This window comes from Chryseobacterium viscerum (assembly GCF_025949665.1).
GTDB lineage: Bacteria > Bacteroidota > Bacteroidia > Flavobacteriales > Weeksellaceae > Chryseobacterium > Chryseobacterium viscerum_A.
The window spans coordinates 188,168-201,547 of record NZ_JAPDFT010000002.1 but is presented as its reverse complement, the minus strand read 5'-3'; the positions used below and the strand labels follow the sequence as shown (position 1 = coordinate 201,547).

Annotated in this window: 8 protein-coding genes; 6 read left to right on the top strand and 2 right to left on the bottom strand. The window is 35.3% G+C overall.

Features of this window, described 5'->3' with window-relative positions:
• Positions 1–3: 3 nt before the first annotated feature.
• Positions 4–1,317, bottom strand: coding sequence for a UDP-glucose dehydrogenase family protein (locus OL225_RS15045; RefSeq protein WP_047376507.1), 1,314 nt, complete (start codon positions 1,315–1,317; stop codon positions 4–6).
• A gap of 215 nt (positions 1,318–1,532) precedes the next feature.
• Here OL225_RS15045 and rimP point away from each other — a divergent pair, with 215 nt between their 5' ends.
• From rimP to infB, 3 genes are all read left to right on the top strand, one after another.
• Positions 1,533–2,000, top strand: a complete 468-nt coding sequence (rimP, locus tag OL225_RS15040) for a ribosome assembly cofactor RimP (RefSeq protein WP_047376508.1) — start codon at positions 1,533–1,535, stop codon at positions 1,998–2,000.
• Positions 2,001–2,016: 16 nt separating this feature from the next.
• Positions 2,017–3,252 (top strand): transcription termination factor NusA, encoded by a 1,236-nt coding sequence (gene nusA, locus OL225_RS15035; RefSeq protein ID WP_047097519.1) that lies wholly within the window; start codon positions 2,017–2,019, stop codon positions 3,250–3,252.
• A gap of 76 nt (positions 3,253–3,328) precedes the next feature.
• A complete protein-coding gene (gene infB / locus OL225_RS15030) occupies positions 3,329–6,319 on the top strand; it encodes a translation initiation factor IF-2 (protein WP_264518792.1) in 2,991 nt (996 codons plus the stop codon).
• 319 nt (positions 6,320–6,638) lie between these two features.
• Here infB and OL225_RS15025 read toward each other — a convergent pair whose 3' ends face one another.
• On the bottom strand, positions 6,639–7,310 hold the full coding sequence (locus OL225_RS15025) for a hypothetical protein (RefSeq protein WP_264518791.1): 672 nt from the start codon (positions 7,308–7,310) through the stop codon (positions 6,639–6,641).
• Positions 7,311–8,161: 851 nt separating this feature from the next.
• Here OL225_RS15025 and OL225_RS15020 point away from each other — a divergent pair.
• The 3 genes from OL225_RS15020 to OL225_RS15010 are packed head-to-tail and all read left to right on the top strand — an operon-like array spanning position 8,162 to position 13,357.
• Positions 8,162–11,035, top strand: a complete 2,874-nt coding sequence (locus tag OL225_RS15020) for a SusC/RagA family TonB-linked outer membrane protein (RefSeq protein WP_264518790.1) — start codon at positions 8,162–8,164, stop codon at positions 11,033–11,035.
• Positions 11,036–11,046: 11 nt separating this feature from the next.
• Complete coding sequence (locus OL225_RS15015) at positions 11,047–12,531, top strand: RagB/SusD family nutrient uptake outer membrane protein (protein ID WP_264518789.1); 1,485 nt, start codon at positions 11,047–11,049, stop codon at positions 12,529–12,531.
• Between the two features lie 22 nt (positions 12,532–12,553).
• The gene (locus OL225_RS15010) at positions 12,554–13,357 is read left to right on the top strand and encodes a DUF4843 domain-containing protein (protein ID WP_264518788.1); all 804 of its coding nucleotides are present in this window, start codon (positions 12,554–12,556) and stop codon (positions 13,355–13,357) included.
• The last annotated feature ends 23 nt before the right edge of the window (positions 13,358–13,380 follow it).

The following is a 13,380-nucleotide window of genomic DNA, read 5'->3' as shown; positions in this document are numbered from 1 at the left end:
GATTTATTTTGAGATGGTCTTTCTTCCTATACTTTTATAATGAAACCCGTTTTGTTCAGGGATTTCCAATGGGTACATATTTCTGCCGTCAAAAATGACTTTGTTTTTCATTTTTTTAGCCATAAGCTCAAAATTAGGATTTTTAAACTCCGGCCATTCTGTGGCAATAAATAATGCATCAACATCTTCCAGTGCATCATACATTCCTTTGGCATATTGTATTTTGCTGCCAAGGAGTTTCTGAACATTGCTTTCTGCAACTGCATCATATGCTACAATTTCTGCGCCTTTTTCCAGAAGAAGAGCAATATTGTCCAGAGATGAAGCTTCTCTGATGTCATCCGTATTTGCTTTGAAGGCAAGTCCCCACATAGCAATTTTCTTTCCTTCTATATTACCCCCGAAATATTTCTCAATTTCAGACACCAGAATTACTTTTTGGGTGGTGTTTACATTTTCAGTAGCTTCAAGAATCTGGAAATTAAAATCTTCCTGCTTTCCGGATTTTATAAGTGCTTTTACATCTTTAGGGAAGCAGCTTCCCCCATATCCGATTCCAGGGAATAAGAATCTATGCCCGATTCTGTCATCGCTACCCATTCCCAGTCTTACCTTATCTACATCTGCGCCCACTTTTTCGCAGTAGTTTGCAATTTCGTTCATAAAGGTAATCTTTACTGCTAAAAATGAGTTCGCAGCATATTTTGTAAGCTCCGATGATTTCTCATCCATAAAGATAATTGGAATTCCCGTATTGGTAAAAGGCTGATAAATTTTAGACATGATGTCTTTTGCTCTTTCTGAGCTGGCACCTACCACTACTCTTGAAGGATTCATAGAGTCTTCAACGGCAAAACCTTCTCTTAAAAATTCAGGGTTTGAAACTACATCAAAAGGGAGGTTTGTTTTGGAAGAGATTGTTTCTCTTACTCTGTCTGCAGTTCCTACAGGAACCGTACTTTTGTTGACAACAACTTTGTATTCTGTCATCATCTCGCCAATGTTGTTGGCTACTTGAAGTACATAAGATAAATCTGCAGAGCCGTCTTCTCCCGGAGGAGTTGGTAATGCCAGGTATATTACCTCGCTTTTGTCTAAGGCTTCTTTAAGATCAGTAGTGAAAAATAATCTTTCAGACTGAATGTTTCTTAAAAACATCTCTTCTAGGTTCGGCTCATAGATGGGAACAATGCCGTTTTTCAAACCTTCTACTTTTTTTTCATCAATATCAACACAGTATACTGAATTGCCAAGTTCTGCCAGAGTAGTTCCTGTAACTAGTCCTACATAACCTGTTCCTACAATCGTTATATTCAAAATGTTTGTTTTAAAATTCTAAAGACAAAAGTAATAAAAATCCTGTGACATATTCCTTTAATTTATTGTAAATGAATCTGGCGCTATTTGCTTGATACTTAAGATAATTTTGTGTTTTTGGAAAAAATGCTTATATTTGCAATGGATTTACGGGAAAAAATGGGAAGGCTTCGGAAGAAAGCCTTTTTTCGTACTGTAAATCAAGATAAAATTATATGGAGTTTAGAAAAAGAATTGACGAATTGTTAAATGAATTCCTTGAGACCAGAAAAGATCTGTTTCTTATTGATCTTAAAATTTCTGCAGGGGATGATATTACAGTGATTTTAGATGGTGATAACGGAGTTTCACTGCAGGACTGCCTTGATGCAAGCCGTGCAATAGAATTCAATATGGATCGTGAAGAGCATGACTTCAGTCTTCAGGTGATGTCTGCCGGATTAAGCGAGCCATTATCCACACCAAGACAGTTCGGTAAAAACATTGGAAGAGAGATTGAGGTGATGCTGGAGGATTCTTCTAAAATAGAAGGAGAATTGTCAAAAGTAGATGATGAAAAGATCACACTTACTTTGCGTTACCGTAAGCCGAAAGATATCGGAAAAGGAAAAGTAGATGTAGAAGAGGAGAAAGAAATTGCTTACTCCGAAATCAAGAAAGCATTAGTAGTAATTAAATTTTAAAAAGAAAAAAGAATAGATGGATAATATAGCGTTGATTGAATCCTTTGGTGATTTTAAAGACGAAAAGGGGATCAGTAAAATTGATCTTATGGCAATTATTGAAGATTCACTGAAGACTCTTTTGAGAAAAAGATTTGACTCAGATGATCATTTTGATGTGATTGTAAACCCGGATAAAGGAGATTTTCAGATATTTTTAAATAAAACAATTGTAGAGGACGAAATGTCTGAAGATGATGATTTGGAAATTGAAATTTCTGAAGCAAAGAAGATTGACCCTACCTTCGAAGTGGGTGAGGACTTTACAATGGAAATTCCTGTTGCACAGTTGGGAAGAAGAAATATTCTTACCCTTAAGCAGATTCTGGCTACAAAACTTCAGGAGCACAATAATGCAATGCTGTACGAGCAGTTTAGAGATAAAATTGGGGAAATTGTTGTTGGGGAAATCCACCATATTCGTCACAAGCATGTGATTTTGCTGGATGATGAAGGAAATGAATTTATTTTACCAAAAGAAAACCAGATCCCATCCGACTTCTTTAAAAAGGGTGAGAATATCAGAGCTATTGTTGAAACAGTAGACTTTAAAGGTTCTAAACCGCAGATTATTATTTCCAGAACTGCACCTAAATTCCTTGAGAAATTATTAGAGCTGGAAATTCCTGAGATCCAGGACGGAACAATTATGCTGAAAAAGGTAGTGAGAATTCCTGGTGAAAAGGCGAAAATTGCAGTAGATGCTTATGATGACAGAATTGATCCGGTAGGTGCCTGTGTGGGTGTTAAGGGATCCAGAATTCATGGGGTTGTAAGAGAGTTGAGAAATGAGAACATCGATGTTATTCAGTGGTCTAAAAACCCTGAGATTTTGGTGAAGAGAGCTTTAGGAAACGTTACTGTCAATAAAATTGACATCAATGAGGATCAAAACTATGCACTAGTATATACTCCTGTTGAAGAGATTTCTAAAGTGATTGGAAAACAAGGACAGAATATTAGACTGGCTTCTTGGTTGTCAGGATATGAAATTGATGTATACAGAGAGTCCAGCGAGGATGACGATGTTGAATTGAGAGAATTTAATGACGATATCGAGCAGTGGATTTTGGATGAGTTTAAGAAAGTAGGACTTACAACTGCAAAATCAGTATTGGATAAAGAAACTGAAAGTCTTTTAAATATGGTAGACCTTGAAGAAGAAACAATCGAAGAGGTAAAACGTATTTTGAGAGAAGAATTTGAAGATTAAGATTTAAATAAATTTTAATAAACAGTAAAAAGGAAATACTTTAATTTTAAAAATTAAAAAACAGTAAATAATATAGATGCCAAAAATTAGATTAAATAAAGCGGTTAAGGAATTCAACATTTCGATGTCCAGATTAGTAGAATTTTTACAGTCAAGGGGTTTCGAGGTTGAAGGCAATCCTAACGCTCAATTGGAAGAATCGGCATATTCTGCATTGGAGGCTGAGTTTGCTAAAGACGGCGAACAAAGAAAGGCTTCCCATGAGGTGGTGATCACTAAAGTTCCGGAAGAAAAACTGGAAATTGAAGAAAAGAAAACCCCTGAAGTGATAAGAGCTAAAGCAAATAAACCAGAAACTAGAATTTTAGGTAAAATTGATCTAGAACCTAAGAAGCCTGAAGTTGAGGAAGCTCCTGCAGTTCCTGTGGCTCCTGTTGCAACACCGGTTGAAGAAAAGAAAGAAGAAATTGTGAAAGAAGAACAGCCGGAAGTAAAAGCAGCTCCTGAAAAACAGGAATTCAAAGTTTTGGATAAAATTGATTTGTCTCAAATAGAATCTAGAAACAGACCTGTGAAAAAAGACAAGCCAAAAATGGAGGAGAAAAAAGAAGAAGTGAAACCTGTGGAACCCGTAAAAGAAACTCCAAAACCTGCTGTTGTAGAGGAGAAAAAAGTGGAAACTCCAAAAGTAGAGGCTGAGCCTGAATCTCAGGAGCCTCAGAAAATTGAGACAGTGTATCAAAAACTTGACGGTCCTAAGATTGTTGGAGAAAAGATTGACTTGACTCAATTTGCACCAAAACCAGGTTCTGGAGCAAAAAAGAAAAGAAAGAGAATTGAAAAACCTGGTGGCCAGAATAACCAACAAGGTCAGGGGAATAATCAAAACTCAGGAAATAATAATAACCAAGGCGGACAAGGCCAAGGTCAAGGAGGTAACCGTCCGCATAACAATAATGGTGGACAAGGTGGAAACCGTCAAGGTCAGGGAGGACAAGGAAATCGTCCTCAAGGTCAGGGCGGCCAAGGCCAGGGTGGAAACCGTTTTGGAAATAACCAAGGTGGCGGAAATCGTCCACAAGGTCAAGGTGGCGGCTTCAAAAAAGGCGGACAAAACAACAACAGACCTGGACAAAGAGTTATGCCAGTTGAGCTGACTGACGAGCAGGTTAAGAACCAGATCAAAGAAACATTAGAAAAACTTACTAATAAAGGAGGTAAATCTAAATCTGCAAAACACAGAAAAGATAAAAGAACTTTCCGTAGAGAGCAGGATGAGCGTCAGCAGGAGCTTGAAGCACAAGACAGAACTCTTAAAGTAACAGAATTCATCACTGTAGGTGAATTGGCAAGTTTAATGAATGTTTCTCCAACTGAAGTAATCTCTGCTTGTTTCTCATTAGGTGTAATGGTTACCATGAACCAAAGACTTGAAGCTGATACTTTATTATTGGTAGCAGATGAGTTTGGTTATAAAATTGAATTCTCGGATGCTGATCTTGAAGAAAGCGATAGCGAAGATGAAATCGACAGCGAAGAGAGTTTAGTATCAAGAGCACCGGTAGTTACCGTAATGGGACACGTTGACCACGGTAAAACTTCATTATTGGATTACGTTAGAAAAACTAATGTAATCGCAGGTGAGTCCGGAGGTATTACTCAGCATATTGGTGCTTATAACGTGAAACTGGAAAATGGTCAGAGAATTACATTCTTAGATACTCCTGGTCACGAAGCCTTTACAGCAATGAGAGCGAGAGGTGCACAAATCACAGATATCGCTATTATTGTAATTGCTGCCGATGATGATGTAATGCCGCAAACGAAAGAAGCAATTGCTCACGCCCAGGCTGCACAGGTACCAATGATTATTGCAATCAATAAAGTTGATAAACCAAATGCAAACCCTGATAACATTCGTCAACAACTTTCAGGATTAAACCCTCCGGTTTTAGTTGAAGAATGGGGAGGAAATGTTCAGGCGCAGGAGATATCAGCCAAGTTTGGTAATAACGTAGATGTATTATTGGAGAAAGTTTTATTACAAGCTGAAATGCTTGAACTGAAAGCGAATCCTGATCGTTCTGCAAACGGTGTTGTTATTGAAGCATCTTTAGATAAAGGAAGAGGTTATGTTGCTACAATGCTAGTACAAACCGGAACCTTAAGAGTAGGAGACTATGTAGTGGCTGGTAAAAATCACGGTAAAGTAAAAGCTTTGCTTGATGAAAGAGGGAAAAATCTTGCTGAAGCAGGTCCTTCAATTCCTGCAACAATCTTAGGTTTAGACGGAGCACCTACTGCTGGTGATAAATTCCGTGTATATGCTGACGAAAGTGAAGGTAAGGCCATTGCTAACAAGAGAGAACAGCTTCAGAGAGAACTTTCTATCAGAACGAAAAAACATACAACACTTGAAGAATTAGGAAGACGTATTGCTTTAGGAGAATTCAAAGAATTGAACATTATTCTTAAAGGTGACGTGGATGGTTCTGTAGAAGCACTTTCTGATCAGTTGCAAAGATTGTCAACAGAGGAAATCAGTGTAAAAATTCTTCACTCAGGTGTAGGACAGATTACGGAATCTGATATCAACTTAGCAGCAGCATCAGATGCAATTATCATTGGATTCAATGTGAGAGCAGGTGCTAATGCAAAAGAACTTGCAGACCGTGAAGAAATTGAAATCAGAACATATTCTGTTATCTATAAAGCAATTGATGAGGTGAAAGAAGCAATGGAAGGAATGCTTTCTCCGGAAATTCAGGAGCAGGTAATTGGTAATGTTGAAATCCGTGAGGTATTCAAGATTTCTAAAGTTGGTTCAATTGCCGGATGTATGGTTCTTACCGGGAAGGTTACAAGACAATCGAAAGTACGTCTATTAAGAGATGGTATTGTTAAATTTGACGGTGAACTTGAAAGCTTGAAGCGTTTCAAAGACGATGTTAAAGAAGTCACAAAAGGCTACGAATGTGGTCTGAACCTGAAAGGGTATAATGACATCGAAATCGGAGATATTCTTGAGGTTTACGAAGAAGTAGCAGTTAAGAAAAAACTGAAATAATAGATGATATTAGTCTGAAACTAATAGTTACAATAAATAATAAAAAATCCACCTCACTTGTGAGGTGGATTTTTTATTATTATCCGTGTTCTTAAAGATTTGTGGTTGTGGGGATTAAAATATAGTTGGTAATGTCAAAATGCTTTTAAAAATTAAAATAAGGAAATGCTTTTGTAAGAAAAAATTACATACAAAAAGCTGAAGAGATCCTATGATGTTTGTAGTAAACTAAATGTGATATATATATATATAAAATCCGAGTATAAATAAGTTATACTCGGATTTTTATAAAGTTTCAGAATAATTAAATATCTATTAATTATTGATTGATAAAATCTACTAGTTTAGCTATATCAGAATCATTAAATTTTAAATTATTAGACTTAATATATGTGTTGTACTCTTTCTCTTTTTCTGGAAAAAGATCTGTTATTTTTTTTAATGATGATACCTTACTTGTGCTTCCTGAAGCTGTTTTTATATAGTAAACAGGATCTTGTTTTACAAACATAGCGGGTTTCCCTGTCTGATAGGTGTTAGCAGCTGCAGCTGCATCCTTAAAAATAGTTTTTTCCTTTTTATAAACGGAATTTTTTCCTTTTGCAATCTCGGTAAGGTAACCTTTCGGTTCTGTAGAGTTCTTAAAATAAACAAAAGCTTGTTTAGACGAAAGAACTTCAATTCTGGAGAAATCGTCCTGTTTAGGTAAAACTTCAATTTTTCCATTGTTTAAAAACTCTATATCATCAGTGTAAGCATTATACCTCACATCGATATTTCCATATTTTTCTCCCACAGAAGCTTTTTGAAAAAGTGGTGATTGATAAGGAGATCCTTGTATATCTTCATATTTTATTGGAGCTCCGGTTCCTGAAGCTACTACACTTTCAAAGACAGATTGGCTACCGGTTATGTTGTTTATATTTAAAGACTGTTGAGCATCTACAAATACAAACGGTAAAAATAAAGCGATGGATAAGATTTTTTTCATTTTTTAAGTTATTTCTAATTATTTATATAATTAGCTGGTTATTGTTTGGTAAAGTTAGTAAAAAATGATGAATGCTATAATGTACTTTTAGGATTTGTTAACTTATTTTGTGCAAATGACCTTTTGGATATCTGTCAGGAAAAAAATACATAATTTGAACCACTTGAAAATGTTCAAATTATAATGGTGAAATTTATACGCATTTTTAGCTAAGTTTAACTTTTTAGTACTTTAGACTTCTCTTTATAATTTGTCTTTGATTATTACATTCTTACTATTTTTATTATGGTATTAATAAAGAAAGTTAAATTTGCACAGATCTTAACAGGACTGAAATCTCTAAATTCATAAAACTCTAATAGATTATTCTTTTGAGGAATTGTATTTATTATTTCAAAAATAATAGTAAGGGAGCAATATCATTAAATTAGATGGAATGTGGAGTATGTGCTTCAAAGATGATGTTTTCTGAAATATTACTGTAACACCATAATTGGGACTATAGTTGTAGTCTACGAAAAAAGGGTCCAATATAAAATTTAAATAATTATATCCTAAATAGGTGAAAACCACTTTTTTATAAGGGGTATTTTTATTTTCTAGACTTGCTTAATTTATAATAATTCTAAATAATAATTTTTAAGTTATTAATAATTTGTTAAAACGAACTAAATGCGTAAAAAAAATAATTTTCACATAATAAAAACTATCTATTATTATGGAATCTTATTTGATTTATGTAGGATTTAAATGAAATATTTAAAAAAAGCGTAGTTTAAACGAAGGTTTAATTTGTAGATGTTAATATTTATTAACATATTTGCCCATTAAATATATTAAAATTTGTTAATATGAATGTTAAATTACGTGTACTGACAGCCGGTGTGTTATTTTTCACAGGGCAGGTAGTATTTGCTCAAAAAGACACAACAGGTTCTAAAAAGGACAAAGAACAGAAAATTGATGAAATTGTTGTGTTAGGTTATAGCAAGACATCTACTAAGGCTAAATCTAGTGCTTCTTCAGTAACCATTGGTTCTGAAACATTAGAGAACAGACCAAATATTTCTGTTCTTAACTCTATACAGGGTACAGCACCTGGTATAGTAGCGAACTCAGCATCTGGATCTCCGGGTTCTGGTAAGTTTAATATTATCATCAGAGGACTTAGTTCCCTAAATGGTTCTACGGATCCTTTATATGTTATAGACGGGATCATTACATCTGGATCACAGTTTAGAAACTTAAACCCTAATGATATTGATACGTTTAGTATTCTAAAAGATGCACAGGCTACTGCAATTTATGGAAACAGAGCTGCTAACGGGGTTGTTGTGATCACTACTAAAGGTGGTAAGTTTAACTCAAAGCTTAGAATTTCCTATGATGCATTAACTTCTTTTTCTGTTTTGCCAAAAACGGATTATAACATGTCTTCCGGAAGAGAATTATTACAGGTTCAGAAGAATGCGGGAGGTGGAAAAGGAGCTACAATGTCTCAAAATGATATAAATAATTTCACTACCAATACAGACTGGAGAGATCTGTTTTCCAGAGTTGGTATGAGCCAGCAACATACATTATCGGTAAGTGCAGGTGGAGAAAATATAAGTAACTTTGTTTCATTAGGTTATGTTGATAGCGAAGGTAACATTCGTGGGACAGATTTCAAAAGATTTACTCTGAGAAATAACCTTAATGGAAAAAGCAGCGATGGAAAATTAACCTTCGGTGCAATCATTGGTTTAGGATTTTCTAAAAGAAATCAGTTGGACGACGAAACCAATACTGCTATTAATGCAAACACTGTACAGAATCCATTATTTGGAACAGTGCTTTCTGCACCTTACTTAGCAGCGCCAACATTTAGCAATGGATTGGGATTATTCAATCAGATTGGACAGGCTAGTGGTAACGGAAACGGAGCATATATTCTTTATGATAATATCATGGGGGGTATTAGAAACCAGTTTACGGAAACCAGCTTAACAGCTAACGTAAGTGGTAATTACAAACTTACGTCAGATTTAAGTATTGGAAATAGAACAGGTGTTGACTATAAAAATTATCAAAGACAATTTGCAAGAGCAGCAAACGGTTACTTATCTTTAGTAGTAGCTGCAGGACAAGGGGCAAAATATGGTGGATTTGAGCAATTTAATACAGTAAACGATTTAACTTTCAATACCACTACAAATATTACGTATAACCATTCATTTGGTGATCATACTATTACTGCTGCTGCTTATCTAGATTATATTAAAGTAAACTGGCAAAGTTATACTCAACAGCAGAACGGTCTTGATCCTTTAGTTTGGGAATTCGGTGCAGGAACCGGATATGTTCCTTTTAACCCTGCTACACCAAATATCTACCGTCCTTCTGCAAGTGCATTGAAAGTTACTGCAGGAACGCTGGCTTATTTTGGAACTGTAGATTATGACTACCAAGGAAAATATGGTGTGTCTGGGGTGATAAGAAGAGATGGATCATATAGATTCCCTAAAGATAACAGATGGGAAACTTTCTGGTCAGTAGCAGGAAGATGGAATATTGATAAAGAAAGCTTTATGGAAGGATCTGGGTTCAATTTATTGAAACTAAGAGCTTCACTAGGAACAACAGGTAACCAAAACTTATTTACAGTTGCTAACAATACCAATGTATTAACAGTAGGTCCTTCTTCATATTTAGATTATAATGGACCGAACCCTACTACAGCTCCGGCTTACCAAAGCTTACCTGGATATTATTTGGCAAACCTTGGAAACCAGAATCTAAAATGGGAAGAGGTAAAACAACTCGATTTAGGAGTAGATTTCAACTATAAAGGGTTGGTAGAAGGTACTTTTGACTATTATCAAAAAAGAACATCAAGACTATTTAACTCTATTCCGGTAACTTATGTTACAGGTCAAGGTTCATTAAGAGGAAATAATGGTGTTATGGATAATAAAGGGGTTGAAGGATCACTAAGAATTCACCTACTAAGAAAAGCGAATACAAAACTATCTGTATTTGGAAATGTGGGGTATAACTCTAACAAGATTATCAGCATGGAAGCTCCTGATCTTACAGGTGATTTTGTTGATGGTGTTGGAGGACCAGCAGATCAATGGCAGCTTTATCCTTATTTAGGTGTTAACCCAGCTAACGGAGAACAGCTATTTTTAGATATCAACGGAAATGTAACTCAAACGCCAACTGCAGGTGATAGAAGACTTACAGGAAAAAGCCCTATGCCTAAGTATACAGGTGGATTTGGATTTAATTTCCAACATGATGGTTTCTTCGTAGACGCTTTATTTTCTTATCAGAAAGGAGGATATATCTATGATAACCTATATTCTTGGGTAATGAATCCTTCTTATGCTGCATCTGGACTTAACGTTTCAGCTGATCTATTGAATGCTTGGACTCCAAATAATACGAATGCTACAGTACCAAGTTTATCAGCTGTAAATTCAACATTAGAAGGTTCTTCTGACAGATTCCTTTTCAAGTCTGATTTTGTTAGATTGAAGAATGTAAGCGTTGGATATACTTTCGACAAAAAAGCATTAGGTAATTTACCAATTAATTCTATTAAGGTTTTTGCACAAGCTGAAAACATTTATACTTTCACAGGATGGAAAGGTTTTGATGTGGAGCCGATTACAACGTATTCACTTAACGTATATCCAAATCCCAAAACATATTCTGTAGGGGTTAATGTAGATTTTTAAAAAAAGAAACAATGAATAAAATATATAAAAAAGCATTAGTGATAGCAGTATGTCTATCGTCAGTTGGTTTTACTTTAAACAGTTGTAAGGATGCTATTGATATAGAGCAGCCGGGATTACTGGATGACGCCACTTTATTTACAAGTGTATCAAATCTGAATGATTATTTAGTTGGATCTGTGTATGCCAACATGGATACTAATAATGATATTTATTTCTCTGCAGTATTTACTGACGAGGTAAAGCCAGGAGCAGGTAGTGGTGGTCAGGAATATGAAATTCACCGTTATTTTATAGATCCTACTACGGGATTAACTACCGGAATCTGGGCTCAGCATTATTTGGTAATTAACCGTGTGAACAGATTGCTTGCTGGTGCAGCAAAAGTTACTCCAGCTCCTACTGAAGTAGCTCAATATAACTCAATAATTGCGCAAGCGAGAGCGATAAGAGCTTTCTGCTATCTTCAATTAGAGACTTTTTTCGCTCCGGATATGAAAGATGCAAACGGTTTAGGTGTTTTGCTTCTAAAAGATGTTCCAGTAATTGATGTAAAGCTTCCAAGAAGCAAAAATCAAGATGTTTATGATTTTATTAATGCAGATTTAGACTATGCAAGAGGTATATTAGCTTATAATGCTCCAGCAGGTAGATTTTATGTAGATAAGGGATTTGTAAATGCGGTCTCTGCAAGGTTTAACCTTTACAGAGGTAATACAACTCTAGCTAAGCAATATGCACAGGATGTAATATCTAATGCTGGATTGTCATTAACTGCTGCTTCAGCATATCCAACAATGTGGAATGACACAGCAAGAGGAGAAATTATTTTTGCATTAAACAGATTAGCTACAGGAAACGGAAGTTCAATTGGAACAAGATGGAATACCAACAGTTCTAGTATTACAGGAAATCCAATGTGGGCTTTAGGAAGAAATCTATATAATATCATTGATACAACTCCAGGTGATGTTAGAAGATCAGTATATGTTGATCCTTCATCTATAATTGATCCTAATTATTTAACAAGTACTTCTCCTAGAGATACTGATCAACTGGTAGTAGATAAATACCCAGGTAAAACAAGTGCTGCTACAAGAAATGATTTAAAGGTATTTAGATTATCAGAAATGTATTTCATCTTAGCGGAATGTGAAACAGCTGCTAATAATTTTACAGGTGCAGCAACATTAATTCAACAAGTAAGAGCGAAAAGATACAGCAGTGGAATAGCTCCTCTTCCTGTATATGCGTCATCTACAGCTGCATATGCTGATATTTTAAAGGAGAGAAGAGTAGATCTTGCGTTAGAAGGACACAGATATATAGATTTAAAAAGATTGGCTACTGCAGCAGGTGTTACTATGGATAGAAACCAAACAGATGATGTTGTTACGGTTACCAACCTTCCGAACAATAGCCATAAGTATACATTGCCTATCCCGGTTCAGGAGATTAATTTAAATCCTCAAGTGCAACAAAACCCTGGTTATTAATAATTAAAAGCGAATTTTAGCTATGAAAATTTTAAAATATTTAAGTATTCCCCTTTTTGCATTAATGATCTCTGCTTGTTCAGAGAGAGACGATGCAGTATATGACGGTGATAATTTTGTGAGTTTTGGTGCTGAAAGCTCTGAGGCAACAGTAGTAAAAGGAACAACATCTAGAGAGGTTGCAGTAGTATATACCACTTTAAGTGAAGCAAGGCAAAATACAGAAGTAAAAATTGCTGTTGATGCCGCTAATTCTACAGCAGTAGAAGGTGTTGATTTTAAGATTCTAAATAAAACGGATAATCTTCCTGCTGGACAAAAGGTTGGAAGCTTTAAAGTACAATTATTAGAAAGTGGTGCTTTGGAAACACAAAAAGTGATTACTTTTAAGATTTCTTCGTCAGTGCCTAATGCTACGTTCAATCAAACTCACACATTGAAATATTCATTAGAATGTCCATTTAATATGTCAGGTTTCACTGGAACGTATAAGGTTGTAACAGATACTTGGGAAGATTATTCACCAGGAGATCTAATTACTATACAGCCAGGTCCTGCCGCTAACCAATTTAAGATATTGTCAACCAACAATCCTTATATTAGCAACCCGACTACATCTTACATGCTTGTTACTGTTCAGAATAATGGTAGTATCACAGTAGCTTCCAATCAAGCTTTTAGTTATGGAGGATCTACGGGTAATATGAATATATCTGGTACAGGGACAGTTAACTTTTGTACTAGTGGTATAAATATTTCTGCTCTTACTTTCTCAGGTAATGCAGGTACTTCTAGTGGTAATAAATTTGTCTTAGTGAAAAACTAAAATTTTTCTAATAAAAATATCTC